The organism is Nocardia sp. NPDC050378 (genome assembly GCF_040655675.1).
GTDB classification, from domain to species: Bacteria; Actinomycetota; Actinomycetes; order Mycobacteriales; family Mycobacteriaceae; genus Nocardia; species Nocardia coubleae.
The window spans coordinates 55,629-81,589 of the sequence record NZ_JBFAKI010000018.1 but is presented as its reverse complement, the minus strand read 5'-3'; the positions used below and the strand labels follow the sequence as shown (position 1 = coordinate 81,589).

At 65.9% G+C, this 25,961-nt stretch carries 21 protein-coding genes and 4 tRNA genes; 7 read left to right on the top strand and 18 right to left on the bottom strand.

Translation table 11 applies throughout. The features are described from left to right. The first annotated feature begins 6 nt into the window (after positions 1-6). Positions 7-990, top strand: coding sequence for a DMT family transporter (locus AB0I35_RS27785; RefSeq protein WP_357399284.1), 984 nt, complete (start codon positions 7-9; stop codon positions 988-990). 210 nt (positions 991-1,200) lie between these two features. Here the strand turns inward: AB0I35_RS27785 and AB0I35_RS27780 are convergent, their stop codons facing one another. The 5 genes from AB0I35_RS27780 to rplJ all read right to left on the bottom strand — a co-directional run bounded on the left by AB0I35_RS27780 (position 1,201) and on the right by rplJ (position 11,578). Continuing rightward, the gene (locus tag AB0I35_RS27780; RefSeq protein ID WP_357399283.1) at positions 1,201-5,154 is read right to left on the bottom strand and encodes a DNA-directed RNA polymerase subunit beta'; all 3,954 of its coding nucleotides are present in this window, start codon (positions 5,152-5,154) and stop codon (positions 1,201-1,203) included. A 111-nt stretch (positions 5,155-5,265) separates the two neighbouring features. Next, the gene (locus AB0I35_RS27775) at positions 5,266-8,766 is read right to left on the bottom strand and encodes a DNA-directed RNA polymerase subunit beta (protein WP_357399282.1); all 3,501 of its coding nucleotides are present in this window, start codon (positions 8,764-8,766) and stop codon (positions 5,266-5,268) included. 525 nt (positions 8,767-9,291) lie between these two features. After that, positions 9,292-10,371, bottom strand: coding sequence for an ABC transporter ATP-binding protein (locus AB0I35_RS27770; protein WP_067485076.1), 1,080 nt, complete (start codon positions 10,369-10,371; stop codon positions 9,292-9,294). A gap of 229 nt (positions 10,372-10,600) precedes the next feature. Continuing rightward, complete coding sequence (gene rplL, locus AB0I35_RS27765; RefSeq protein ID WP_067485073.1) at positions 10,601-10,987, bottom strand: 50S ribosomal protein L7/L12; 387 nt, start codon at positions 10,985-10,987, stop codon at positions 10,601-10,603. Positions 10,988-11,047: 60 nt separating this feature from the next. After that, the gene (rplJ, locus tag AB0I35_RS27760) at positions 11,048-11,578 is read right to left on the bottom strand and encodes a 50S ribosomal protein L10 (RefSeq protein ID WP_357399281.1); all 531 of its coding nucleotides are present in this window, start codon (positions 11,576-11,578) and stop codon (positions 11,048-11,050) included. A gap of 411 nt (positions 11,579-11,989) precedes the next feature. Between rplJ and AB0I35_RS27755 the strand changes: the two genes are divergently transcribed. Next, positions 11,990-13,600, top strand: a complete 1,611-nt coding sequence (locus AB0I35_RS27755) for an MFS transporter (protein ID WP_357399280.1) — start codon at positions 11,990-11,992, stop codon at positions 13,598-13,600. 69 nt (positions 13,601-13,669) lie between these two features. On the opposite strand, the gene rplA is transcribed toward AB0I35_RS27755, so the two are convergent. The 10 genes from rplA to AB0I35_RS27705 all read right to left on the bottom strand — a co-directional run bounded on the left by rplA (position 13,670) and on the right by AB0I35_RS27705 (position 18,668). Continuing rightward, positions 13,670-14,383, bottom strand: coding sequence for a 50S ribosomal protein L1 (gene rplA, locus AB0I35_RS27750; protein WP_067485065.1), 714 nt, complete (start codon positions 14,381-14,383; stop codon positions 13,670-13,672). 76 nt (positions 14,384-14,459) lie between these two features. Then, positions 14,460-14,894 (bottom strand): 50S ribosomal protein L11, encoded by a 435-nt coding sequence (gene rplK, locus AB0I35_RS27745; protein WP_067485062.1) that lies wholly within the window; start codon positions 14,892-14,894, stop codon positions 14,460-14,462. Positions 14,895-15,130: 236 nt separating this feature from the next. Further along, the gene (gene nusG, locus AB0I35_RS27740) at positions 15,131-15,940 is read right to left on the bottom strand and encodes a transcription termination/antitermination protein NusG (protein ID WP_357399322.1); all 810 of its coding nucleotides are present in this window, start codon (positions 15,938-15,940) and stop codon (positions 15,131-15,133) included. Between the two features lie 112 nt (positions 15,941-16,052). Beyond that, on the bottom strand, positions 16,053-16,433 hold the full coding sequence (secE, locus tag AB0I35_RS27735) for a preprotein translocase subunit SecE (protein ID WP_067641871.1): 381 nt from the start codon (positions 16,431-16,433) through the stop codon (positions 16,053-16,055). A 31-nt stretch (positions 16,434-16,464) separates the two neighbouring features. Then, a tRNA-Trp gene (locus tag AB0I35_RS27730) sits at positions 16,465-16,537 on the bottom strand. A 218-nt stretch (positions 16,538-16,755) separates the two neighbouring features. Beyond that, positions 16,756-17,829, bottom strand: coding sequence for a fused (3R)-hydroxyacyl-ACP dehydratase subunits HadA/HadB (locus AB0I35_RS27725; protein WP_357399278.1), 1,074 nt, complete (start codon positions 17,827-17,829; stop codon positions 16,756-16,758). Between the two features lie 112 nt (positions 17,830-17,941). Beyond that, complete coding sequence (gene rpmG / locus AB0I35_RS27720; protein ID WP_019049401.1) at positions 17,942-18,112, bottom strand: 50S ribosomal protein L33; 171 nt, start codon at positions 18,110-18,112, stop codon at positions 17,942-17,944. Between the two features lie 36 nt (positions 18,113-18,148). Beyond that, positions 18,149-18,224 (bottom strand) — tRNA-Met (locus AB0I35_RS27715). Between the two features lie 59 nt (positions 18,225-18,283). Next, positions 18,284-18,356, bottom strand: a tRNA-Thr gene (locus tag AB0I35_RS27710). Positions 18,357-18,585: 229 nt separating this feature from the next. Further along, positions 18,586-18,668, bottom strand: a tRNA-Tyr gene (locus tag AB0I35_RS27705). Positions 18,669-18,845: 177 nt separating this feature from the next. Here AB0I35_RS27705 and AB0I35_RS27700 point away from each other — a divergent pair. Further along, positions 18,846-19,337, top strand: a complete 492-nt coding sequence (locus tag AB0I35_RS27700; protein WP_067485050.1) for a YajQ family cyclic di-GMP-binding protein — start codon at positions 18,846-18,848, stop codon at positions 19,335-19,337. 4 nt (positions 19,338-19,341) lie between these two features. Here AB0I35_RS27700 and htpX read toward each other — a convergent pair whose 3' ends face one another. Then, positions 19,342-20,196, bottom strand: a complete 855-nt coding sequence (gene htpX / locus AB0I35_RS27695) for a zinc metalloprotease HtpX (protein ID WP_357399275.1) — start codon at positions 20,194-20,196, stop codon at positions 19,342-19,344. 217 nt (positions 20,197-20,413) lie between these two features. Next, positions 20,414-21,436: a polyprenyl synthetase family protein gene (locus tag AB0I35_RS27690; protein ID WP_357399274.1), complete on the bottom strand. Its 1,023-nt coding sequence runs from the start codon at positions 21,434-21,436 to the stop codon at positions 20,414-20,416. A gap of 144 nt (positions 21,437-21,580) precedes the next feature. Here AB0I35_RS27690 and AB0I35_RS27685 point away from each other — a divergent pair, with 144 nt between their 5' ends. Beyond that, positions 21,581-22,846, top strand: coding sequence for a geranylgeranyl reductase family protein (locus AB0I35_RS27685; protein WP_357399273.1), 1,266 nt, complete (start codon positions 21,581-21,583; stop codon positions 22,844-22,846). Here the strand turns inward: AB0I35_RS27685 and AB0I35_RS27680 are convergent. Next, positions 22,839-23,339 carry a DUF2505 domain-containing protein gene (locus AB0I35_RS27680; protein ID WP_067641876.1) on the bottom strand — a complete coding sequence of 167 codons (501 nt, stop codon included), beginning with the start codon at positions 23,337-23,339 and terminating at the stop codon, positions 22,839-22,841. The two genes, AB0I35_RS27685 and AB0I35_RS27680, sit on opposite strands and share 8 nt — an antisense overlap. A gap of 40 nt (positions 23,340-23,379) precedes the next feature. On the opposite strand from AB0I35_RS27680, the gene AB0I35_RS27675 reads away from it, so the two are divergent. The 3 genes from AB0I35_RS27675 (at position 23,380) to AB0I35_RS27665 (ending at position 25,777) form a co-directional block, all read left to right on the top strand. After that, positions 23,380-23,820, top strand: a complete 441-nt coding sequence (locus tag AB0I35_RS27675) for a DUF3592 domain-containing protein (protein WP_357399272.1) — start codon at positions 23,380-23,382, stop codon at positions 23,818-23,820. A 73-nt stretch (positions 23,821-23,893) separates the two neighbouring features. Beyond that, positions 23,894-25,036, top strand: a complete 1,143-nt coding sequence (locus AB0I35_RS27670; RefSeq protein ID WP_357399271.1) for a glycosyltransferase family 1 protein — start codon at positions 23,894-23,896, stop codon at positions 25,034-25,036. Between the two features lie 27 nt (positions 25,037-25,063). Further along, positions 25,064-25,777 (top strand): demethylmenaquinone methyltransferase, encoded by a 714-nt coding sequence (locus tag AB0I35_RS27665; RefSeq protein WP_067641878.1) that lies wholly within the window; start codon positions 25,064-25,066, stop codon positions 25,775-25,777. Positions 25,778-25,961: the final 184 nt, after the last annotated feature.

Genomic DNA, 25,961 nt, shown 5'->3' with positions numbered 1-25,961 from the left:
TTAGTCATGGAGACTTTGACCCATGACGCGGCGGCCCGGCGGCTTCGCACCGGCTTGCTCTTCGCCCTCGCCTCGGCCACCGCGTTCGGGCTCTCCGGACCGCTCGCGCGTGGGCTGATGAATGCGGGCTGGAGTGCGGCCGCGGTGGTCGCCGTGCGGGTACTGCTCGCAGGCGTCGTGTTGTTGCCGCTGGCCTGGCCGCATCTGCGCAACAACCGGAAGCTGTTGCGCGACAATGCGAAACTCGTCGTCGCCTACGGCTTGGTCGCCGTAGCGGGTACGCAGCTCGCCTATTTCAACGCGGTCGCACGCATGGAGGTCGGCACCGCCTTGCTCATCGAATTCGCGGCGCCGATCGCGGTGGTCGGCTGGTTGTGGGTGCGGCACCGGCAGCGCCCCGGCGCGGCGACCGTCGCCGGTGCGATTCTCGGTATCACCGGCCTGATGCTGGTGCTCGACGTGGTCTCCGGCGTTTCCACCGACCCCGTCGGCATCGTCTGGGCCCTCGGCTCGATGGTCGGCGCGGCAACCTATTTCGTGCTCTCCGACCAGGGCAGCGACCTACCCGGCACCGTCCTCGCCGCAGGCGGCCTCCTCATCGGCGGCGTGGTGCTGCTCGCGGCCGGAACCGTCGGCATCGTCCCCCTGCGCGCCACCACGAACCCCGTCGTCTTCGACGATTTCACCACCCCCTGGTGGCTGCCCATCCTCCTCATCGGCATCGTCACCGCCGCCATCTCCTATGTCACCGGCATCGCCGCCACCCGCCGCCTCGGCTCCCGCCTGGCCTCCTTCGTAGCCCTCACCGAGGTCCTGGCCGCCCTGGTCTTCGCCTGGCTCCTCCTCGGCGAAGCCCCCGGCCCCATCCAGCTCCTCGGCGGCGTCCTGATCCTCCTGGGCGTCATCGCCGTCCGCCTCGGCGAACCCACCGTCACCACCCTCGGCGACCCCGAGTCCCCCACCGCCGAACCCCAACTCGACCGAACCTGATCTCTTACCTTCTCGCCTTCATCCGCCGTGACAACATCCCGGCGCCGGCGCATACCGCCATCGCCACGCGCAGTTCGAAACGATCCACCCCGTCGCAGACGGCAACGGCACGCCACACTGCGGGCCAAAGACGTCACCGAGCGGTGATCGAAAACGAAATCGGCCCCCGCTCCGGAGAGCGGGGGCCGAAATCTATTGCCTTGCTACTGCTCAGCGGTAGTCGCTGAAGCCGTAGTCGTCCAGCGGCACCGCGGCACCGGTGGAGGAACCGAAGCTGTCCGGCGAGTAGTAGGTGTCGTCGTAGGACGGCACCGCGTACGCGGCGGCACGGGCTTCTTCGGTCGGCTGCACCTGGATGTTGCGGTACCGGTTGATACCGGTACCGGCCGGGATGAGCTTACCGATGATCACGTTCTCCTTCAGGCCGATCAGCTTGTCGGAGCGGCAGTTGATGGCCGCGTCCGTCAGCACTCGGGTGGTCTCCTGGAAGGAGGCCGCCGACAGCCACGAATCGGTGGCCAGCGACGCCTTGGTGATACCCATCAGCACCGGACGGCCGGAGGCGGGCTCGCCACCCTCGGCGACCACGCGACGGTTCGAGGCCTCGAACTCGGCACGCTCGGTGAGCGAACCGGGCAGGAACTCGGTCGCACCCGAATCGATGATCGTCACGCGACGCAGCATCTGGCGCACGATGACCTCGATGTGCTTGTCGTGGATCGACACACCCTGCGAGCGGTAGACCTCCTGGACCTCGTGGACCAGGTGGACCTGCACCTGACGGGGACCCATCACGCGCAGCACCTCGTGCGGATCGGCAGCGCCCTCGAGCAGCTGCTGACCCACCTCCACGTGGTCACCGTCGGCCAGCAGGCGCTCGGAGCCGTCGTCGTGCTTGAACACACGCAGACGCTGACGCTTCGAGAGCTTGTCGTAGACGACTTCCTCCGACCCGTCATCAGGGATGATCGTGATCTTGTAGAAGCGGTCGTCGTCCTCGAGACGCACCCGGCCCGAGACCTCCGCGATCGGCGCCTTGCCCTTGGGGACACGGGCCTCGAAGAGCTCCTGAACACGCGGCAGACCACCGGTGATGTCGTCGCCGGCGACGCCACCCTGGTGGAAGGTACGCATGGTCAGCTGGGTACCGGGCTCACCGATGGACTGGGCGGCGACGATACCGACGGCCTCGCCGATGTCGACCAGCTTGCCGGTGGCCATCGAACGGCCGTAGCAGGTGGCGCAGACGCCGGTGCCGGTGGTGCAGGTCAGCACGGAGCGGACCTTCACCTCGGTGATACCGGCCTCGAGCAGCGCCTCGAGCGCGGGGTCGCCGAGGTCGGCACCCTTCGCCACGATGACGTTGCCGCTCGCGTCGACCGCGTCCTGTGCCAGGGTGCGGGCGAAGGTCGAGGTCTCCACGTGCGCGTCACGGATGATCGTGCCGTCGGCCTGCTTCTCCGCGATCGGCACCACGATGCCGCGCTCGGTGCCACAGTCGTGCTCGCGCACGATGACGTCCTGCGAGACGTCGACCAGACGACGGGTCAGGTAACCCGAGTCGGCGGTACGAAGCGCGGTGTCGGCCAGACCCTTACGAGCACCGTGGGTGTTGATGAAGTACTCGAGCACGGTCAGGCCCTCACGGAACGAGGACTTGATCGGGCGCGGGATGAACTCACCCTTCGGGTTCGTCACCAGGCCCTTCATACCGGCGAGGGTACGAGTCTGGGTGAAGTTACCCGTGGCGCCCGAGTCGACGATCGTGATGATCGGGTTGTCGGCCGGGTAGTGGGTACGCAGCGCCGCACCGACCTCTTCGGTCGCTTCCTGCCAGATCTTGACCAGGGCGTTGTTGCGCTCCTGGTGATCGAGAGCACCACGCTGGTACTTCTTCTCGATCTGGTCGGCCATGCCCTCGTAGCGCTCCATGATGTCGGCCTTCTCCGGCGGAACGAGCACGTCCGACATGGAGACGGTGACACCCGAACGCGTGGCCCAGTAGAAGCCGGCGTCCTTGAGCTTGTCGACGGTCTGGGCGACGACGATCATCGGGTAGCGCTCGGCCAGATCGTTGATGATCGTGGCCTGACGCTTCTTCGGCATCGGCTCGTTGATGAACGCGTAGTCCGCCGGGAGCAGCTCGTTGAAGATCACGCGACCGAGCGTGGTCTCGGCGAGCCAGGCATCGCCACGGTGCCAGCCCTCGGGGAACAGCTCCGCCTCGATCTCCTTCGGCGGGCGCTGCTCGGTGAGCCGCACCTTGATCATCGAACGCACGGTGAGCTCACCGCGGTCGACGGCCATCTGCGCCTCGGCAGGCGAGGAGTACACGCCGAACTCCGGGGTGTCCTTGCCGCCGGCCTGGTAGGTGCCGACGCCCTTCTCGTCGAGACGAGTCAGGTAGAACAGGCCGGTCACCATGTCCAGACGCGGCATCGCCAGCGGGCGACCCGACGCCGGGGACAGGATGTTGTTCGACGACAGCATCAGGATGCGTGCCTCGGCCTGCGCCTCCGCCGACAGCGGCAGGTGCACGGCCATCTGGTCACCGTCGAAGTCGGCGTTGAACGCCTCACACACCAGCGGGTGCAGCTGGATGGCCTTGCCTTCCACCAGCTGCGGCTCGAAGGCCTGGATACCAAGGCGGTGCAGGGTGGGCGCACGGTTCAGCATCACCGGGTGCTCGGCGATGACCTCTTCGAGGACATCCCACACCTGCGGACGCTGCCGCTCGACCATCCGCTTGGCGGACTTGATGTTCTGCGCGTGGTTGAGATCCACCAGGCGCTTCATGACGAACGGCTTGAACAGCTCGAGCGCCATCAGCTTCGGCAGACCACACTGGTGCAGCTTCAGCTGCGGGCCGACCACGATGACCGAACGGCCCGAGTAGTCGACACGCTTGCCGAGCAGGTTCTGACGGAAACGACCCTGCTTGCCCTTGAGTAGATCGCTCAGCGACTTCAGCGGGCGGTTACCCGGACCGGTGACCGGGCGACCACGACGGCCGTTGTCGAACAGCGCGTCGACGGATTCCTGCAGCATCCGCTTCTCGTTGTTGACGATGATCTCGGGCGCGCCCAGATCGATCAGTCGCTTGAGGCGGTTGTTGCGGTTGATCACGCGGCGGTACAGGTCGTTCAGGTCGGAGGTGGCGAAACGGCCACCGTCGAGCTGAACCATCGGGCGCAGCTCCGGCGGGATCACCGGAACGGCGTCGAGCACCATGCCCATGGGCGAGTTGCCGTTGGCCTGGAAGGCCGCGACGACCTTGAGGCGCTTGAGCGCACGCAGCTTCTTCTGGCCCTTACCGCTGCGGATGGTCTCGCGCAGCGACTCGGCCTCGGCGTCGATGTCGAAGTTCTCCATCAGCTTCTGGATGGACTCCGCACCCATGGCACCGGTGAAGTACTCGCCGTAACGGTCGACGAGCTCGCGGTAGAGCACCTCGTCGACGATGAGCTGCTTGACCGACAGCTTGGTGAAGGTGGTCCAGATCTCGTCGAGACGATCCAGCTCGCGCTGGGCGCGGTCGCGCAGCTGACGCATCTCACGCTCGCCGCCGTCCTTGACCTTGCGGCGCACGTCGGACTTGGCGCCCTCGGCCTCCAGCTCGGCCAGGTCGGCCTCGAGCTTCTGCGCGCGGGCCTCGAGATCGGCGTCGCGCTGATCGGCGACAGCCTTCTTCTCGACCTCCATCTCGGCCTCGAGGGTGCTGAGCTCGTTGTGGCGCAGCTCCTCGTCGACACCGACGATGACGTAGGCGGCGAAGTAGATGATCTTCTCGAGATCCTTCGGCGCCAGATCCAGCAGGTAACCCAAGCGCGACGGAACGCCCTTGAAGTACCAGATGTGGGTGACCGGTGCGGCCAGCTCGATGTGGCCCATGCGCTCACGACGCACCTTGGCGCGAGTCACCTCGACGCCACAGCGCTCACAGATGATGCCCTTGAAGCGGACGCGCTTGTACTTGCCGCAGTAGCACTCCCAGTCCCGGGTGGGGCCGAAGATCTTCTCGCAGAAGAGCCCGTCCTTCTCCGGCTTGAGCGTGCGGTAGTTGATGGTCTCCGGCTTCTTGACCTCGCCGTAGGACCAGTTGCGAATGTCTTCGGCAGAGGCCAGGCCGATCCGGAGTTCATCGAAGAAGTTGACGTCTAGCACGTAACTTCCTTTCCCCTGTTCGGGTCGAATTCGAGCAAAAGTTCACTAGTTGTCGAGCGCGGTGCGCGATGCGGGCGTCTTTTCCGGAGACGCCCGCACCGCGCTTACCACCTAGTTCGCCAAATCGTCGACAGTGGCCGCTTCGTTCCTGGACAGGTTGATGCCCAGGTTCGCCGCGGCGCGCTCCAGATCCTCGTCGTCACCGTCACGCATCTCGATCGCGGCGCCGTCCGAAGACAGGACCTCCACGTTGAGGCACAGCGACTGGAGTTCCTTGAGGAGCACCTTGAACGACTCCGGAATGCCCGGCTCCGGAATGTTCTCGCCCTTGACGATGGCCTCGTAGACCTTCACGCGGCCGACCACGTCGTCGGACTTGATGGTCAGGAGCTCCTGCAGCGTGTACGCCGCACCGTAGGCCTGCATGGCCCAGCACTCCATCTCACCGAAACGCTGACCACCGAACTGCGCCTTACCACCCAGCGGCTGCTGCGTGATCATCGAGTACGGACCGGTCGAACGCGCGTGGATCTTGTCGTCGACCAGGTGGTGCAGCTTCAGGATGTACATGTAACCGACCGCGACCGGGTACGGGAACGGCTCGCCGGAACGACCGTCGAACAGGGTCGCCTTGCCGTCGGCGTCGACCATCCGCTCGCCGTCACGGTTGGGCAGCGTCGAGCCGAGCAGACCGGTGAGCTCGTTGTCCTTCGCGCCGTCGAAGACGGGCGTCGCGATGTTCGAGTCGGCCGGTGCGGCCAGCATCTCCTCGGGCAGCGTGGCCGCCCACTCGGGGCGAGTGCCGTCCGAGGCCACGTCGATGTTCCAGCCGGCCTTACCGATCCACCCGAGATGGGTTTCCAGGATCTGGCCGATGTTCATACGACGCGGCACACCGTGGGTGTTGAGGATGATGTCGACCGGGGTGCCGTCGGGCATGAACGGCATATCCTCCACGGGGAGGATCTTGCCGATGACGCCCTTGTTGCCGTGGCGGCCGGCGAGCTTGTCGCCGTCCTGGATCTTGCGCTTCTGCGCCACGTAGACACGGACCAGCTCGTTCACGCCGGGAGGCAGATCGTCGTCGTCCTCGCGCGAGAACACGCGGATGCCGATGACCTTGCCGGACTCACCGTGGGGCACCTTCAGCGAGGTGTCGCGCACTTCGCGCGCCTTCTCACCGAAGATGGCACGCAGCAGGCGCTCTTCCGGGGTGAGCTCGGTCTCGCCCTTGGGCGTGACCTTGCCGACCAGGATGTCGCCGTCGCGGACCTCGGCACCGATGCGGATGATGCCGCGCTCGTCCAGGTCGGCCAGCACCTCGTCGGAGACGTTCGGGATGTCCCGGGTGATCTCCTCGGCGCCCAGCTTCGTGTCGCGGGCGTCGATCTCGTGCTCTTCGATGTGGATCGAGGTGAGAACGTCCTCTTCCACAAGGCGCTGCGACAGGATGATCGCGTCCTCGTAGTTGTGGCCTTCCCACGGCATGATCGCGACGAGCAGGTTCTTGCCAAGCGCCATCTCACCGTTCTCGGTGCACGGCCCGTCGGCCAGCACCTGGCCGGCCTCGACCCGCTGACCCTCGTCCACGATCGGACGCTGGTTGGAGCAGGTGCCCTGGTTGGAGCGGTTGAACTTGCGCATCCGGTAGGACTTGCGGCTGCCGTCGTCGGCCATCACGGTGACGTAGTCGGCCGAGACCTCCTCGACCACACCCGACTTCTCGTTCACCACGACATCACCGGCGTCGACCGCGGCGCGCAGCTCCATGCCGGTGCCAACGATGGGGGCCTCGGAACGGATCAGCGGCACGGCCTGACGCTGCATGTTCGCACCCATGAGGGCACGGTTGGCGTCGTCGTGCTCGAGGAACGGGATCATGGCCGTCGCGACCGACACCATCTGGCGCGGCGAGATGTCCATGTAGTCGACCTGCGTGGGCGAGACGAACTCGACCTCTTCACCGGCGCGCCGCACGAGGACCTTCTCCTCGATGAAGCGACCCTCGGCGTCGACCGGCGAGTTGGCCTGCGCGCGGACGTAACGGTCTTCCTCGTCGGCCGTGAGGTACTTGACCTCGTCGGTGACCTTGCCGTCGACGACCTTGCGGTACGGCGTCTCGATGAAGCCGAACGGGTTGACCCGCGCGTACACCGACAGCGAACCGATCAGGCCGATGTTCGGGCCTTCCGGGGTCTCGATCGGGCACATGCGGCCGTAGTGCGACGGGTGGACGTCACGAACTTCCAGACCGGCACGCTCACGCGACAGACCACCCGGGCCGAGCGCCGACAGACGGCGCTTGTGGGTGAGACCCGACAGCGGGTTGTTCTGGTCCATGAACTGCGACAGCTGGGAGGTTCCGAAGAACTCCTTGATCGCCGCGACCACAGGCCGGATGTTGATCAGGGTCTGCGGCGTGATCGCCTCGACGTCCTGAGTCGTCATCCGCTCGCGGACCACGCGCTCCATGCGGGAAAGACCCACGCGGATCTGGTTCTGGATCAGCTCGCCGACGGTGCGCAGACGACGGTTACCGAAGTGGTCGATGTCGTCGATCTCGACGGGGACCTCTTCGCCGCCGGGCGCGGTCATCGAGCGGTCACCGGCGTGCAGACGCACCAGGTACTCGATGGTGTCGACGATGTCTTCCTTGGTGAGCACCGAGGAAGTGACCGGCTTGTCGAGGTTGATGCCGAGCTTCTTGTTGATCTTGTAGCGACCGACGCGCGCCAGGTCGTAGCGCTTCTCCTTGAAGAACAGGTTCTCCAGCAGAGTCTGCGCGGACTCCTTGGTCGGCGGCTCGCCCGGACGCAGCTTGCGGTAGATGTCGAGCAGCGCCTCGTCCTGGCCGGGCGTGCTGTCCTTCTCCAGGGTCGACATCATGATCTCGGAGAAGCCGAAACGCTCGACGATCTCCTCGGTGGTCATGCCGAGCGCCTTGAGCAGCACGGTGACCGGCTGACGGCGCTTGCGGTCGATGCGGACACCGACGGTGTCGCGCTTGTCGACGTCGAATTCCAGCCAGGCGCCGCGCGACGGGATCACGCGCACGCTGTGCAGGTCCTTCTCGGTGGCCTTGTCGATGCTGTGATCGAAGTACACGCCGGGGGAACGCACGAGCTGGGAGACGACGACACGCTCGGTGCCGTTGATGATGAAGGTGCCCTTGTCGGTCATCATGGGGAAATCACCCATGAAGACGGTCTGGCTCTTGATCTCGCCGGTGTTGTTGTTGATGAACTCCGCGGTGACGAACAACGGCGCCGCGTAGGTCATGTCCTTCTCTTTGCACTCATCGATGGAGGCCTTGACCTCTTCGAAGCGCGGGTCGGAGAACGACAGGGACATCGAACCGGAGAAATCCTCGATCGGCGAGAGCTCTTCGAGCACCTCTTCGAGGCCGCCTGCGAGACCGACGTCGCCGCGTGCGGCCGCCTTCTCACGCCAGTCGGGAGAACCGACCAACCAGGCGAACGAGTCCGTTTGTAGGTCGAGAAGTCCGGGCACCTCCAAGGGCTCTCGGATCTTCGCGAACGAAACCCTCAACGGGGCTCCGGGGATACCAGCCTTGGTCTGGGTGGAGACTGCCAAGATGCGTCCTTCCAGCACCTCACGCGCGTCGCGTGGTGGTCCGCGACCGTCGCTTGTCTGCTACGAATTCCGCTGGTTACAACCCGAACGAAACCCGAACAGGCAGCAGCGGAAGTAACACCGGAAGGGTGGAACTTACGTGTGCGAATCAAGGTGTGGACAGGAGGCAGCCAGCGCAACGTCCAAACTTACACCCCTATGCAAGGGGGTGTCAACATACCATCCGAGTCATCACTCGGACGGCAAACGCGCCGAAGTCCCGAGACGCTGGCCGCGTCGGAAACTCGGGCGCCGAAGCCCCTGTAACAGCAGACGCTGTTGTGAATAGGGTGACGGTTCGCGACCGGCTCGTCAAGTGGCGCGGCGGCTCCGTGTCCGAGATCGAGATCGCCTGGCGCGCTGGGCATCCCCGCCCGAACCGCGGTTATTTTACCCGCGACACGCCGTGTGCGCCATCCCGCAAAACGCCAGGTCAGAGCGCTTTCTGGCAACAGCAACGCGAAAGGCCCCGGGCGAACCCGGGGCCTTTCGAGGCGAAACTTGTCAGCCGTTGGTCTGGCCGTGCGGCATCGCTTTGAACGATTCGGTGGGGTGATCGTTGCCCCCGTAGGCGGCCATCACCTGGGTGTCGTCGGACTCGGCCAGCGACTCGCGGATGGCGGCCTGGGCCGCGGCGGGCAGGGTGTGCATGATCTCGCGCACCCGGGCCTGGCGACGGTAGACCGCCTGGCGGGCGGGCATGCCCGGCTCGGCCTTCATCTGCGGGATGATGCCCTCGATCTCCTCGGCGCCACCGTGGTGGTGGCCGGCGTCGACGAGCGCCTGCTCGCGCGCCATCTGCGCCTCGTCCTTCTCCTCGGACATACCGATCGGGCCGATCATGCGACCGTTGAGGAACTGCTTGACCACCGGCTCCTCGCTGGTGAGCAGCACCTCACGCGGGCCGAACATCACCAGCTGACGGCGGAACAGCATGCCGATGTTGTCGGGCACGGTACGGGCCAGGTTGATGTTGTGCGTCACGATGAGGATCGTGGCGTCGATCTGGGCGTTGATGTTGAGCAGCAGCTGCGCCAGGTACGAGGTACGTACCGGATCGAGGCCGGAGTCGGGCTCGTCGACGAGGATGATCTGCGGGTCGAGTACCAGCGCGCGGGCCAGACCGGCGCGCTTGCGCATACCACCGGAGATCTCACCGGGCAGTTTGTTCTCCGCGCCGAGCAGACCGGTGAGCTCGAGCTTCTCCATCACGATGCGACGGATCTCGGTTTCCGACTTCTTGGTGTGCTCACGCAGCGGGAACGCGATGTTGTCGAACAGATTCATCGAGCCGAACAGCGCGCCGTCCTGGAAAAGGACGCCGAACAGTTTGCGGATCTCGTAGAGCTCCTTGTTGGAGCAGGTGGTGATATCGGTGCCATCGATGAAGATGGACCCGCGCTCGGGCCGCAGCAGACCGATGAGCGATTTCAGGAACACCGACTTACCCGTACCCGAGGGGCCGAGCAGCGCGCTCACCTCACCCGAAGGGAGCGTGATCGACACGTCCTGCCAAATTCGCTGTGAACCGAAGGACTTGGTTACACCCTCGGTCCTGACCTCGACGCCCACGCCTACCTCCATTGATCCTGCGAGCACCCCACCCGCTCACCGCGCGCTCACATCTCGGCGGTGCGTCACGACACTGTGGGTCCGGTCACTGTAACCCATGAGTGAGACGGGGCACACCTCTACATGACTGAAGAGTAACCCCGCCCATGCGCTACAGCGCGTATCACTTTCCCATGTCCGTATATATAACAAACGGGCGGCCCCCTGAGGGACCGCCCGTTCGTCTACGCGAAGCGCTGAATTACTTGACCGAGACCTTGGCGCCGGCCTCTTCCAGCTTCGCCTTGGCAGCCTCGGCGGCGTCCTTGGCGACCTTCTCCAGGATCGGCTTCGGGGCACCCTCGACCAGGTCCTTGGCTTCCTTCAGGCCCAGGCCCGAGACGATCTCACGGACCACCTTGATGACCTGGATCTTCTTGTCGCCCGCACCCTCGAGGATGACGTCGAACTCGTCCTGCTCCTCAGCGGCCTCGGCCGGAGCAGCGGCGCCACCGGCGGCGGCGACGGCGACGGGAGCAGCAGCGGTGACCTCGAACTTCTCCTCGAACGCCTTCACGAAGCCCGAGAGCTCCAGCAGGGTCATCTCCGAGAAAACGTCGAGCAGCTCTTCGGTGGACAGCTTGGCCATGATTGTTCCTTTCGGTGGTGAATGTCTTTGTGCGCGGGCGTAATACCCGAGCGGGGGGTATTACTCGGCAGCGCCTTCGGCCTGCTTCTTCTCCTGCAGCGCGGCGGCCAGACGGGCCACCTGACCGGCAGGAGCCGAGAACAGCCCGGCAGCCTTGGACATGTTGCCCTTCATCGCGCCTGCCAGCTTGGCCAGCAGGACCTCGCGGGACTCGAGGTCGGCGATCTTCTCGACCTCGGACACGGACAGCGCAGCGCCGTCCATGTAGCCGCCCTTGATGACGAGCGCCTTGTTCTCCTTGGCGAAGGTCTTGATCGCCTTCGCGGCGTCGACCGGCTCACCCTGGATGAAGGTGATGGCGGTCGGTCCGACGAACAAGTCGTCCAGGCCCTCGACGCCCGCTTCCGCGGCCGCACGCTTGACCAGGGTGTTCTTGGCGACGGAGTACGTGGCACCGGCGCCGAGCGCGCGACGCAGCTCGGTGAGCTTGCCGACCGACAGGCCACGGTATTCCGTGACAACAGTGGCCGTGGAGTTCTTGAACTGCTCCGCGATCTCCGCGACAGCGGTGACCTTTTCAGGCTTCGCCATACTTCGCCTCCTCTCTGATGTCGGTTCGTGAACGCGCACTACCGAATCAGGGGCCGGCGACAAAACTAACGCCCCGGACGCAAGGCGTACCGGGGCGCGAAAGAATAAACTTCTTCTGCCTCAGCTCTCCCTGCGTGGGCCGCCGGCAATGTCGCCGGACCTTCGATCGAATACCGCGCAAGCGGCATCGACGACCAACGGTCTTCGGTAGAACGAATGGGTAGTCGCCGAACAGGTCGACGACCGGATTCCACTGTACCTGCACCTACCCTCATCTGCCAAAACGGGTCGGTGGTGCCCGGAACGCCCGAATATCTTGTGAGCCAGGCCACTTTGGTTCCCGCATTGTGGTAGCAATCGCATCGAAAAGGTGTTACGCAGGGTGACAGTAACCTGGTTCACTCCTGGCCTATGACAACCTCCGTAGTCGCTCCACCAGTGTTGCTGGACCGGCGTTCCCGGCGATTCCTCGCACTCGCCGTGATCTGCCTGGCAGAACTGCTGGTCGTCCTCGACAACACCATCGTCAACGTCGCCCTCCCCTCTATCGGCGTCCAACTCGCCACCGGCGTCTCCGGCCTGCAGTGGGTCGTCGACGCCTACACCCTCACCTTCGCCGGACTACTGCTCGCCGCGGGCAACCTCGGCGACCGGTACGGCCGCAGGCGGATCATGACGATCGGCCTGGTCGGCATCGCCGTCATGTCGATCGGCGGCGCATTCGCCGAGTCGATGACGCAGGTCATCGTGGCCCGCGCGGCGATGGGCGTCTTCGCCGCCGCCGTCTTCCCCGCCACCCTCGCCCTGATCATCAACATCTTCACCGACCGGCGCGAACGCGCGCTCGCCATCGCCGCCTGGACTGCGATGGCGGGCTTCGCCATCGCCATCGGCCCGATCTCGGGCGGCTGGCTGCTCGAACACTTCAGCTGGCACTCGGTGTTCTGGATCAATGTGCCGGTGGCCCTCGCCGCGTTGATCGCGACGCTGATCTGGGTGCCGGAATCACGAGCCGACCAGGTCGGCAGGCTGGATCTGCCCGGGATCGGACTCTCGATCGCCGGCATCACGCTGGTGGTGTGGGCGATCATCGAGGCACCGCACAACGGCTGGCTCTCGCTCACCACCCTGTGCACCGCCGCACTGGGAGCGGCCCTGCTCGCCGGCTTCGTCATCTGGGAATTGCGCACGGCCGCACCGATTCTCGACATGCGACTGTTCCGCAATCGGCGATTCTCGTTGCCCGCCTTGGCCATCGCCATCGGCTACTTCTCGATGTTCGGGTTCCTGTTCCTCATCACCCAGTACTTCCAGGGCGTCCGGGAGTACACGCCGCTCGAATTCGGCATCGCCTCACTGCCGTTCGCGTTCTCGGTGGCGATCGGCGCCCCGGTCGCGACCCTGCTGGCGCAGCGGGTCGGGACCACGGCGGTCCTGGTCACCGGCCTGACGCTCATCGGCCTCGGGCTCTACCTGGGCGGACAGGTCACCGTGGACAGCAGCTATCTGATCGGCGTGCTGCCGTCGATGGTGTCGATGGCGCTCGGCCTCGGCATCGTGCAGGGCCCGGCCACCGAATCGATCATGTCGGCGCTACCGCTGGAGGAGGCAGGCGCCGGATCGGCGGTCAACGACACCACCCGCGAGATCGGCGGCACCCTCGGCGTCGCGGTGCTCGGCTCGATCGTCGCCTCGTACTACACCAGCCGGATCGGCGCCAGGATCGACGCCATCCCGGTCGGCATCATGAACGACAACGAGAAGAGCCTGGTCAAAGCCAGCCCACTCAGCGTCCTGGAGCTGCGCAAACGCGAATTGACCCCATTCCTGGAAACCCAGCGCGAGAACCTCATCGTCGCCATGAAGACGGCAACCCTGCAGGGCGCACACGCCGCCTCCCTCGTCGCGACCGGCGCGGTTCTCGTCTGCGCGGTGATCGTGGCGATCTTCCTGCCCTGGAAACCACACAGCGGCGAGTCCGTCCTGCTCGCCTGGCGCGACACCGACGACACCGAGCGCTGAAACGACGTGAGGGTGGGAACGCAGTGCGTTCCCACCCTCACGGTTGATCAGGAGCTACCTGTCAGAAGCTCACGCGTCCTCGTCGAGGAGGTTGCGGGTGCGGTTCGGGTCCACCGGGATGCCCGGGCCGGTGTTGGTCGAAACCGTGATCTTCTTGACGTAGCGACCCTTGGCGGTCGACGGCTTCACACGCAGGATCTCGTCCAGCGCGGCACCGTAGTTCTCCACCAGCTTCGAGTCGTCGAACGACGCCTTGCCGATGACGAAGTGCAGGTTGGCCTGCTTGTCGACGCGGAAGTTGATCTTGCCGCCCTTGATGTCGTTGACGGCCTTGGTCACATCGTTGGTGACGGTGCCCGTCTTCGGGTTCGGCATCAGACCACGCGGGCCGAGGACACGCGCGATGCGGCCGACCTTGGCCATCTGGTCCGGGGTGGCGATCGCGGCGTCGAAGTCGAGCCAGCCGCCCTGGATCCGCTCGATCAGGTCCTCGGCGCCAACGGCGTCGGCACCGGCGGCCTCGGCCTCGGCGGCCTTCTCGCCGGCGGCGAACACGATGACGCGGGCGGTCTTACCGGTGCCGTGCGGCAGGTTGACGGTGCCACGGACCATCTGGTCGGCCTTGCGGGGATCAACGCCGAGACGGACGGCGACCTCGACGGTCGCGTCGGTCTTGGTGGTCGCGGTCTCCTTCGCCAGGCGCGCGGCGGCCAGCGGGGAGTACAGCTTGTCGCGATCGACCTTCTCAGCAGCGGCGAGATACGCCTTGCTTCGCTTTGCCATGTTTCTCTGTCCTTAATGTTCGAGTTCAGATGTGGTGTTACGGGCCTGGCCGGCCCTCCCACAGTGAGCGAGTCGCTCAGCCTTCGACGGTGATACCCATCGAACGAGCGGTACCGGCGATGATCTTCGCGGCCTGCTCGATGTCGTTGGCGTTCAGGTCTTCCTGCTTGGTCTTGGCGATCTCGCGGACCTGGTCCATGGTGACCTTGGCGACCTTGGTCTTGTGCGGCTCGGCCGAGCCCTTCTGCACACCGGCGGCCTTGAGCAGCAGCTTGGCGGCGGGCGGGGTCTTCAGCTTGAAGTCGAACGACCGGTCCTCGTACACCGAGATCTCGACCGGGATGACGTTGCCACGCTGCGACTCGGTCGCGGCGTTGTACGCCTTGCAGAACTCCATGATGTTGACGCCGTGCTGACCGAGCGCGGGGCCGACCGGAGGGGCCGGGTTCGCGGCGCCGGCCTGGATCTGCAGCTTGATGATCCCGGCGAGCTTCTTCTTCTTGGGGGGCATCTTTCTTCCTTGGGTTTCGGTTCCTTACGGTTGCCGTAAGCCTGTTGCGGGATCGCTCCCACGCCGGGTCCAAGCCCGGCATTCGCGCACGACCGTCACACCGGGCGGAAAACGCCTGGGGGGGTCTACACACGAACTGTCACACTCTACCGAACCGCGTCGCGGGCGCCGCAGCCGGGAGGGTCGGGAAACGACAACGGCACCGCCGAGGCGGTGCCGTCGCGAAGCTGTTCGAGCTAGATCTTGGAAACCTGGGTGAAGTTCAGCTCCACCGGGGTTTCGCGACCGAAGATCGACACGAGCACCTTGAGCTTCTGCTGCTCGGCGTTGACCTCGCTGATGCTGGCGGGCAGCGTCGCGAACGGGCCGTCCATCACGGTGACCGACTCGCCGACCTCGAAGTCGACCTCGATGGTCGGCTTGCCCGCGGCGGCGGCGCCGGTGTCGGCACCACCCGAAGCGGCGGCAGCGGCCGCCTTCTTCTGGGCCTGCGCACCGGCCGGAACCAGGAACTTCACGACCTCGTTGATGGTCAGCGGGGTGGGCTTGGCGCCCGGTCCGCCGCCGGTCATACCGACGAAACCGGTGACGCCGGGGGTGTTGCGCACCGCGCCCCACGACTCGTTGTTCAGTTCCATCCGGACCAGGATGTAGCCGGGCAGCACCTTGCGGTTGACGTTCTTCTTCTGCCCGTTCTTGATCTCGGTGACCTCTTCGGTCGGTACCTCGACCTGGAAGATGTAGTCCTCGAGGCCGAGGTTCTGCACGCGGGTCTCGAGGTTGGTCTTCACCTTGTTCTCGTAACCGGCGTAGGAGTGCACGACGTACCAGTCGCCGGGGACGCGGCGCAGCTTGGCCTTCATCGACTCGACGGGGTCGGCTTCGGGGTCTTCCTCGGTGGGAACCGTGGTGTCCTCGACGACGGCGTCGGCGGCCTCGTCAGCGAGCTCGGTGGTGGCCTCGACCTCGTCGGTGGCGTTATCGTCCGCCGCGACAGTGTCGTCAACCGGGAACTCGTCGTTGGTGTCGTTCTCCGGGGTGCTCACTGAGGCACTCGCTTCCTGTGTCGTCACGTACATCCTCTGGGCCGGGTCGGGTGCGCGGAGGCACACTCCGCCGTTCCGGCCCGCGATCGGCTACCGGCGTGGGTGTCGGCGATCAGCCGAACAGCCAGTCGACACCCTTGACGAACGCTACGTCGATCCCGGCGATGAACGCGACCATGAAGACCACGAACACCAGAACGACGGTCGTATAGGTGACCATCTGCTTCCGGTTGGGCCAGATCACCTTGCGCAGTTCCGCGATGACCTCTCGCAGGAACTTGAGCAGCCGCTTGAACGGGTTGCCCGTCTTGGCCTTACCGGCAGTCTTGTCCGCCTTGCGCGAGTTCGACGGCCGGTCGAGCATGGCCACCGAACCGGTGGTCGCCGGAGAGTCCGACGTGCGCGCACGACGAGCAGTCCGCTTGCCGCTCGGCCGAGTGGCAGCGGCGGTATCGTCGCCGTCTTCGGCGCGAGTATCCCGCTCGTCCGTCACGTCGATCCTCTCTCGTCGCTGGCATTCAGGGCAGGGGCGACAGGACTTGAACCTGCAACCTGCGGTTTTGGAGACCGCTGCTCTGCCAATTGAGCTACGCCCCTTCGGTTGGACCGGCCTGGGCCGATACGTCCAACCACAATCGATATTCGATTATCGGCTCTTGCGAGCCGTCTTTTCCAGGGTCGGCATCACACACAACACGCGCGCCGCTTCCGTGGGAGCAGGCTCCCGGGAAGTCAGCGCGCAGCAGCCGGTGACCCCAGAGTCCCGAGTGTACGTTACCGCGTGGGCAATGTGCCAATCGGGACGCTCGACCAGGTCAGGCCAGCTGAACTGTTGCCGTGGCGCGGCCGAAGATCTTCTTGCCCGCCGATTTCGCCGTGATGGCGACGACGGCCGTTCGGGTCTCCGGGTCGACCGACTTCACCTTACCCGTGAAATCCACCTCGGCCGGGGCATCGGCACGCACGTAGACGGGGCTGGTGAAGCGCACGTTGTATTCCTTCACCGCGCCGGGGTCGCCGAGCCAGGAGGTGACGAATCCGCCGCCGAGGCCCATGGTGAGCATGCCGTGGGCCACCACGTTGTCGAGGCCGACGAGTTTGACGATCTCGTCACTCCAGTGAATGGGATTGGCGTCACCGGAGACGCCTGCGTAGTTCACCAGGTCGCCGCGGGTGAGCCGGACGGTCCGGGCGGGCAGTTCGTCGCCGACAGCGATGCTTTCGAAGGCGAGCGCGTGCGTGCTGACGTGCGGCTCCGGGTTCTTGGTCACCGGGTCAGGGGTGATCTCGGCGAAGGCTTCGCTCGGGGCGTGGTGAGCCGGTTCGTCGTCGCCGAGACCGTGCATGAGCACATTGCGGACCGCGGCCGACATATTCGGATCGATATCGCCACCACTGCGCCCGATGAGCGTGGTGTAGGTGGTGAGCACCAATTCGTCGTCGGCGTCGGTGACGATGTTCTTGGTCACGATGATGTCGCCGCCGAATGCCTGCCGGAACGAATGCAGATAAACGTCACAGGTGAGCCGATCGCCGACCCGGATCGGCCGGTGGAATTCCAGGATCTGATCGGTCTGCATGATCTGGCTGAGGTCGTATCCGGTGACGATCTCCTCGAACAACCGGCGCTGGGCCAGGATGCCGACCAGGGAGATGAAGGTGAGCGGGGCGAGCAGACCGGAGTGGCCGTATTCGCGCGCGATGTCCTCGTCCCAGTGCACCGGGTGGTAGTCCTGCACGGCGCGGGCGTATTCACGCACCTTTTCGCGACCGACCTCGTAATAGTCGTCGACCCGGTAGTGGTGGCCGACCATCGAGGCCGCGTGGGCGGCGGGATCGAATGGTTCGGCGGCTGCGGCCGAGACCGCTTCGTCAGTTCCGGTGTTCACTGTCACAGCGTGGCACATTACCGACTTGTGCGCGCGCACCCCTGGCGACCGGTCTGGAAAACGCACGAAGGCCGGACTTTCGTCCGGCCTTCGGCAGATGTTTTTGTTCGAATCAGCGCGATTCGCGGTGCGCCCGGTGGGTGCCGCAGTTCGGGCAGAACTTCTTCAGCTCGAGGCGGTCCGGGTCGTTGCGCCGGTTCTTCTTGGTGATGTAGTTGCGGTGCTTGCACTCTTCGCAGGCCAAGGTGATCTTTGGCCGGACATCGGTGGACTTCGCGGCCACGATATGCCTTCTTTCCGGTCTGGGCTGAGTCGTTATTGGTAGCGATGGCCGGACTTGAACCGGCGACACAACGATTATGAGTCGTTTGCTCTACCGACTGAGCTACACCGCCACGGCGGACCTATTACGGTGGGGCCGGCGGGAAAGTCGGTCACCACCGGCAATCCGGCGAGCCCCCTAACGGAATCGAACCGTTGACCTTTTCCTTACCATGGAAACGCTCTGCCGACTGAGCTAAGGGGGCATGACTACGTGGCACAGAGTCTTGGTCGGCGAACCGATCAGAGCGACCCCGTGCTCCGGCGTCCTGAAAGAGATTACACACTCTTCACGATCACCACCAAATCGCCTGATCAGGGCGCATTTTTCACCGCATCTCAACCTGCTGGACACCCAGCGGAACCGGGAGAGTGGTGGACTCACCGCAACAACCAAAGAACCCCGCCGATCTTGATGATCGACGGGGTTCGATGTGGCAGATGTAGGATTCGAACCTACGTAGGCTTGCGCCGACAGATTTACAGTCTGCTCCCATTGGCCGCTCGGGCAATCTGCCTTGTGCGCCGTTTCCGGTGCGCTGAGCAGCTTACAACGAACCCACCCCGGGGATGCAAACCGCCTGCACAGACCCCCTGCGGGCGCGCGCTACGGCGCGTTGCGGGTACAACTGTCTCGGCGGTGAGGCAGTCTTGCCGCGGAGTTTTACGGACCTTCCGAAGAACAGGAGCGCAGTGTGGCTGATTCGTCATTCGACGTGGTGAGCAAGGTCGACCGGCAGGAGGTCGACAATGCGCTGCATCAGGCGGAGAAGGAGCTGAACTCCCGCTACGACTTCAAGGGCACCGACGCCTCGATCGCCTGGTCCGGTGAGGAGGCGATCGTGCTCACCGCCAATGCCGAGGAGCGGGTGAAGGCGGCGCTCGAGGTGTTCAAGGAGAAGCTGATCCGGCGCGACATCTCGCTCAAGGCGTTCGACGCAGGCGAGCCGCAGGCCTCGGGCAAGGTGTTCAAGATCACCGGCACGCTGGTGCAGGGCATCGACACCGAGAAGGCCAAGAAGATCTCCAAGAAGATTCGCGACGAGGGCCCCAAGGGCGTGAAGGCGCAGATCCAGGGCGACGAGCTGCGGGTGAGCAGCAAGAAGCGCGACGATCTGCAGGCCGTGATCTCGCTGCTCAAGGGCGAGGACTTCGGTATCGCGCTGCAGTTCGTGAACTACCGCTAGTTCCTCAGTACCGGTGCGTTCCGCCCGCCATTTCCTCGAGCCGCTTGATGCGATCGGCGGTCGGGGGGTGGGTGGAGTACCAGCGGGCGATGCGGTCGCCCGCGCGGAACGGGTTGGCGATCATCAGGTGCGATTCGCTGGTGATCTTCGGGTCCGGCGGCAGGGGGGCCGCCTGGACACCCCGTTCGATCTTGCGCAGTGCCGAGGCGAGGGCGAGTGGGTCGCCGGTGAGTTCGGCGCCGGATCGGTCGGCCTGGTACTCGCGGGAACGGGACACCGCCATCTTGATCAGCCCGGCCGCGATCGGGCCGAGCAGCGAGACCAGCAACACACCGATGACATTGGGGCCCTGCCCGTCGCGGTTGCCGAACGAACTGGCCAGGAACGCGAAGTTGGCCAGGCCGGTGATGACCGAGGCCATCGCGCCCGCCACCGACGAGATGAGAATGTCGCGGTTGTAGACGTGCGACAGTTCGTGGCCGAGCACCGCGCGCAGCTCTCGTTCGTCGAGTAACTGCAAGATGCCGCTGGTACAGCACACCGCCGCATGCCGGGGGTTGCGCCCGGTGGCGAAGGCGTTGGGCGCGTTGGTCGGGCTGATGTAGAGGCGCGGCATCGGCTGTCGCGCCGTGGTCGCCAGCTCCCGCACGATGCGGTACACGACCGGGGCTTCCAGCTCGCTCACCGGTTGGGCGTGCATGGCCTTCAACGCCAGCTTGTCGCTGTTGAAATAGGCGTAGGCGTTCATCGCCACGGCCAGCACGATCGAGATGACGAGGATGGTCGGGCTGCGGAACATCGCGCCGATGGCGACGATGAGCGCCGACATGGCGACCATCAACCCGCAGGTCCTCAACATGCAGTTCCGCCTCTCTGTTCCGCCTCTCCGGGATTCTGGCCAGACTGAGGTGCGTGCAGGCTCGTGTGGGCGGCCAGACGGACGTGGTGGTCTGGCCAGCCCGTTCCCGGTGAGTTACCCATGTTCGTGCGAAACCCGGTGTTGCGTTCGCACACGCAGGGGTGCGCTACGGCAACTCGCGTTTGTTGAACGGGTGCGGGGGGCGAGAAGTTCCGGGTCAGCCGACTCGTTCGATGGTGTAGCGGACGAGTCGGGTGAGGGCGTCGTTGGCGGGGCCTGCGGGCAGGGCGGCCAGCTCGGCGTCGGCCAGGTCGGCGTATTCCTGCAGCTTGTCCTTGGCCATCGCCATGCCGGGTGAGCGGCGCAGCAGCTCGAGGGCCTCGTCGACCTCGGCGTCGGTGGTGAGGGGATGGTCGAGCAGGGAGCGCAGCCGGTCGCCGTCGGCGCCGGACTCGCGCAGGGCGTAGAGCACGGGCAGGGTGTGCACGCCTTCGCGCAGGTCGGTGCCTGGCGTCTTGCCGGACTGTTCCGACGACGAGGAGATGTCGATGATGTCATCGGAGATCTGGAACGCGGTGCCGACCGCGTCACCGAGGCGGGCCAGGCGTTCGACGTGCTCGTTGTCGGCGCCGGAGAAGGTGCCACCGAAGCGGCCCGCGGCGGCGATGAGCGAACCGGTCTTCTCCCACACCACCTTTAGGTAGTGCTCGACGGGGTCCTGGGTCTGCTTGGCACCCATGGTTTCCCGCATCTGACCGGTGACCAGCTCGGCGAACGTCTCGGCGATGATGCGCACCGCGTCGGGGCCGAGGGTCGAGGTGAGGCGGGAGGCGTGGGCGAACAGGTAGTCGCCCGCGAGGATGGCGATGTTGTTGCCCCAGCGCGAGTTCACACTCTCGGCGCCGCGTCGCTGGGTGGCCTCGTCCATCACGTCGTCGTGGTAGAGGGTGGCCAAGTGCACGAGTTCGACGACCGTACCCGCGGTGACCAGCGCCGGATCGGTGGGATTGGGGCCGAGCTGACCGGTGAGCAGCGTGAACAGTGGCCGGAACCGCTTGCCGCCCGCCCTGGCCAGATGCAGCGCGGCCTCCTGCAGGAATTCCTCGCCGTCGGAGAGTTCGTCGACGAGCAGTTTCTCGACTGCGGCCAACCCGTCGCGCACGGTGGCGGCGAGTTCCGGATCGACGAGATCGACCCCGGCAACCACGGTGCTCTCGTCGCTCACAGCCGATGTGCTCATTAGTTTCTCCCAGCGATGCGTCCGACCCCGACGGGTAGCAACCTAGCGTGTTCCTGCGCTACAGCCGATGAACCCCGTCACACGTGAGATTTCCCGGTGCACCCGACACTCTCGCACAACCGCGCGAGGTGCCAGTATTGAGCCATGGGTTCACCGGATGTCGTCCCCGCCGACCACGCGACGCTGCCCGACACCGTAGAGGTGCTCGTGGTGGGCGCCGGACCTGCGGGTTCCGCCTCGGCGGCGTGGGCGGCCCGCGCCGGACGCGATGTGCTGCTGCTCGATTCGGCCGTCTTCCCGCGCGACAAGACCTGCGGTGACGGTCTCACCCCGCGCGCCACCGCCGAATTGGAACATCTCGGGCTCGGCGAGTGGTTGCGTGCGCACACGGTGAACCATGGTTTACGGATGGCCGGGTTCGGGCGTGAGGCACTGCTGCCCTGGCCGGGCGGGTCGTTTCCCACCTACGGAAGTGCCGTTCCGCGAACCGAACTCGACAACACGTTGCGGGAAACGGCGATCAAGTCCGGTGCCCGGATGGTCGACGGCGCGAAGGTCACCGAGGTGCTGCGCGACGGCGACCGGGTCACCGGGGTGACCGTGCGTATCGGCGACACCACGCACACCGTGAACTGCCGGGTGCTCGTCGTCGCCGACGGGGTTCGCTCCCCCGTCGGCAAACAGCTCGGCCGCACCTGGCATCGCCGCTACGCCTACGGCACCGCCGCGCGCGCCTACATCACCTCCGGCCGCAGCGACGACCAGTGGATCTCCTCGCACCTGGAATTGCGCAATGCCGACGACCAGCTCGTCCCCGGTTACGGCTGGATCTTCCCGCTCGGCAACGGTGAGGTGAATATCGGTGTCGGATCGCTGGCCACCGAGGCACGGCCGTCGCATATCGCGCTGAAACCGCTGCTCGAGCACTACACCCGGCTGCGCCGCGAGGAATGGGAGTTCGAGGGCCAACTGCGCGCGGTGGCCTCGGCGCTGCTGCCGATGGGCGGGGCCGTGTCGAATGTGGCCGGACGCAACTGGGTGCTGGTCGGTGACGCCGCGGGCTGTGTGAATCCGCTCAACGGCGAAGGCATCGACTACGGGCTCGAAGGCGGTCATCTGCTCGCCGACCTGCTCGATGAACCGGACCTGACGCGGGTGTGGCCGCAACTGCTGCGCGAGCGCTACGGGCGCACGTTCTCCGTGGCCCGCAGGCTGGCCGGGCTGGCCACGCACCCGAAGATGGTCCCCCTCGGCGGCCCGCCGGTGATGCGCTCGAAGTACTTGCAGCGCACCGCCGTTCGCGTGATGGGCAACCTGGTGACCGACGAGGACGACGACCTGACCGCCCGCCTGTGGCGAACGGCCGGTCGCGCTTCCCTACGCGCCGACGAACTGGCGCCGTTCAGCTGAGCTTCGCGAACCAGCCCTCGATGAACTTACGTTCGCTGTTGAGGACGCGCTGGTGCAGTTGTTCGGCCAAGGGTTCGATGGCGCCGCCGACCAGGGGCACCTTGACGGTGACGGTGCCGACGACCTCGATCTCGCTGCCCTCGGCGGTGGGACGCAACTCGTAGGTGCCCGACATCTCGGTGGTGATGCCGCCGGTGCGCCCGGTGAAGCTGCCCTTGGCGACCTCGCCGTCCAGCGGCTGCCAGACATCGGTGCGGGCGAGCACGAGATCGCTCTTGAGAACCTTGCGGACCAGTGCGGGAACCTTGTCCCGGCCGGGTGTTTCGGTCATCTCGATGCGGATCGAATCCGGTCCGTCGGGATGGGAGAGTTCCAGCGTCGCGGTCTCGGCGGCGGCGAACCGCTCCTGCCAGATCGCGTCGTCGACGAGTGCCCGGTGAAGATCTTCGACCGGGACGGCATAAGGCACGGTGAAGCTGAATTTTCGGGACATGGTGGCACACGCTAGTGCAGCCCACCGCTAGGGTGGCGTGGTGTCGGAAACCAGCCAGTCGGATAGGTACTCCGATCGCCTGCGGCGGGTTCGTACCGGAATCCTCGGTACCGCGACGGTGATCAGCGTGCTCATGGTGCTGCTGGTACTCGCGGCGTGGCGCAACGATTACGAGATCGAGCACAACCGCGGGGTCACCTCCGGTGAAGTGCTCTCGGCCGGGCGGCTGCGTTCGGCGGTGATGTATGTGACGCCCGACAGCGTCACCCACAATCCGAAGGTCGGGATCCTCTACCCCACCAATCTCACCGCCGGTCAGCGCATCAACGTGGAGTACAGCACCCGCGACCCAGACCTGGTCCGGGTGGCCGGACGCGACGCGCGGGTGGCGATCGTGCCGGCCGCGTCGGTGATCGTGGTGGTGTGGGCGCTCGCGCTGCCCGCCTTGTGGCTGGTGCGACGCAAGCAGCGCGCGAAGTAACTTTCCCCTGCTGTTCGTCCTGGCTTCATGTCGGTGTGGGCGTGGCGCGCGGTGTGGCGGTCACTCTTGGAGTGTGCGCGTAGCCATCGTCTCGGAGTCTTTCCTGCCGAACATGAACGGCGTCGTCAATTCCGTGCTCCGGGTGCTCGATCACCTGGACCAGCACGGGCACGATGCCATGATCGTGGCGCCCGATACGCTGCGCGGCGCACCGCCCGCCCCGCGCCTGCACGGCCGGTTCCCGGTGCATCGGGTGCCCGCGATGATGGTGCCGAAGGTGAGTTCACTGCCCGTCGGCCTGCCACAACCCGGGATCACCGCCGCGATCGCCGAGTTCGACCCGGACGTGGTGCATTTGGCCTCGCCGTTTCTGCTGGGCGCGGGCGGGCTCGCCGCTGCCACCCGCCTCGACCTGCCCTCCATCGCGGTGTACCAGACCGATGTGGCCGGTTTCGCCAAGAGCTACGGGCTCGGACTGGCCGCGCGGGCGGCCTGGGCATGGACGCGCCGGATCCACGAGGGAGCGACGCGCACGCTCGCCCCCTCGTCGGCGGCCGCGGCCGACCTCGCTGAACACGGAATTCCCCGGGTGCACCGGTGGGGGCGCGGCGTCGATATCGACCGGTTCGACCCAGCCGCGCGCAGTGCCGAATTGCGGGCGAGCTGGCTGGGATCTAGCGAGCGGTTGGTGGTCGGGTTCGTCGGCAGGCTCGCGCCGGAGAAGCACGTGCACAGGTTGTCCGCGCTCGCCGACGACCCCTCCATTCAGCTCGTCGTGGTCGGTGACGGGCCGGAGCGGGCGCGGCTGAGCAGGCTGATGCCACGCGCGGTGTTCACCGGCGAACTCGGCGGGTCCGAACTGGCCACCCATTACGCCAGCCTCGATGTGATGGTGCATCCGGGCGACCACGAGACGTTCTGCCAGGGCGTGCAGGAAGCGTTGTCGTCGGGGGTGCCGGTGATCGGGCCCGACGCCGGCGGCCCGCGTGACCTGATCGCGCACTGCCGCAACGGTTATCTGCTGCCGGTGGACCGGTTCGCCGAACTGCTGCCGAGCGCGGTGTCGGCGCTGCGCGACGCCGATCAGCGTGCCCGGTTCGCGGCCGCGGCCCGCAAGTCGGTGCTGCACCGCACCTGGCCCGCCATCTGCACCGAACTGATGGGCCACTACGCCGATGTCACCGGGATGCGGCAGCGGTTGCCGCGCTCGGCCTAGCCCGAAGCGGGCGGATAAGCTCGAATCGTGGCGACAACAGAGCAGCGGGAACCGATTCGGGCTTCGCTGGACAAGCAACCCCACGAGGTCGCGTCGATGTTCGACGGTGTGGCGAAACGCTACGACCTCACCAACACGGTCATCTCCGGTGGTCAGGACCGGTACTGGCGGTGGGCGACACGACGCGCGCTCGCCCTTCGCCCCGGTGAGCGGGTGCTCGACCTGGCCGCGGGCACCGGTGTGTCCACCGTGGAACTCGGCAAGTCCGGCGCCTGGTGTGTGGCCGCCGACTTCTCCCAGGGCATGCTCGCCGCGGGCCGGTTCCGGCAGGTGCCGATGGTGGCGGGCGACGCGATGGCGCTGCCGTTCGCCGACGACTCGTTCGATGCGGTGACCATCTCCTTCGGTCTGCGCAATGTGGCCGATATCGACCTGGCGTTGCGCGAGATGCTGCGCGTCACCAAGCCGGGCGGTCGGCTCGTGGTGTGCGAGTTCTCGACCCCGGTGTTCGGGCCGTTCCGCACCGTCTACATGGAGTACCTCATGAAGGCGCTGCCCCGGGTGGCGCGCGCGGTGAGCTCCAACCCGGATGCCTACGTGTACCTGGCCGAGTCGATCCGGGCGTGGCCCAACCAGCGCAGGCTGGCCAGGCGCATCGCCGACGCGGGCTGGGACTCGGTGCAGTGGCGTGACCTCACCGGCGGCGTCGTCGCCCTGCATCGCGGCTACAAAATGGGCTGACCTGGGCCGATTTCACCGGGTGAGTCCGGTCACGCCGGTCACCCGCTCGGATCTGCGGCAAACCTCGAAAGATCCCCTGATCAGGGACTATATTTCGGCGGCAACCTCACAGCCGGAATTTCGACCGGTGAGGTCGATTGTCACCTGGACATAACGTTCGTTAAATCGAGCGCAACGCCGGGTG

Bases quoted from the DNA above. Each gene is read 5' to 3' on its own strand.
- AB0I35_RS27785 (WP_357399284.1), top strand. From the start codon at position 7: ATGGAGACTTTGACCCATGACGCGGCGGCCCGGCGGCTTCGCACCGGC.
- AB0I35_RS27770 (WP_067485076.1), bottom strand. From the start codon at position 10,371: ATGGAGGTAGGCGTGGGCGTCGAGGTCAGGACCGAGGGTGTAACCAAG.
- rplL (WP_067485073.1), bottom strand. From the start codon at position 10,987: ATGGCCAAGCTGTCCACCGAAGAGCTGCTCGACGTTTTCTCGGAGATG.
- rplJ (WP_357399281.1), bottom strand. From the start codon at position 11,578: ATGGCGAAGCCTGAAAAGGTCACCGCTGTCGCGGAGATCGCGGAGCAG.
- AB0I35_RS27755 (WP_357399280.1), top strand. From the start codon at position 11,990: ATGACAACCTCCGTAGTCGCTCCACCAGTGTTGCTGGACCGGCGTTCC.
- rplA (WP_067485065.1), bottom strand. From the start codon at position 14,383: ATGGCAAAGCGAAGCAAGGCGTATCTCGCCGCTGCTGAGAAGGTCGAT.
- rplK (WP_067485062.1), bottom strand. From the start codon at position 14,894: ATGCCCCCCAAGAAGAAGAAGCTCGCCGGGATCATCAAGCTGCAGATC.
- htpX (WP_357399275.1), bottom strand. From the start codon at position 20,196: ATGTTGAGGACCTGCGGGTTGATGGTCGCCATGTCGGCGCTCATCGTC.
- AB0I35_RS27690 (WP_357399274.1), bottom strand. From the start codon at position 21,436: ATGAGCACATCGGCTGTGAGCGACGAGAGCACCGTGGTTGCCGGGGTC.
- AB0I35_RS27685 (WP_357399273.1), top strand. From the start codon at position 21,581: ATGGGTTCACCGGATGTCGTCCCCGCCGACCACGCGACGCTGCCCGAC.
- AB0I35_RS27680 (WP_067641876.1), bottom strand. From the start codon at position 23,339: ATGTCCCGAAAATTCAGCTTCACCGTGCCTTATGCCGTCCCGGTCGAA.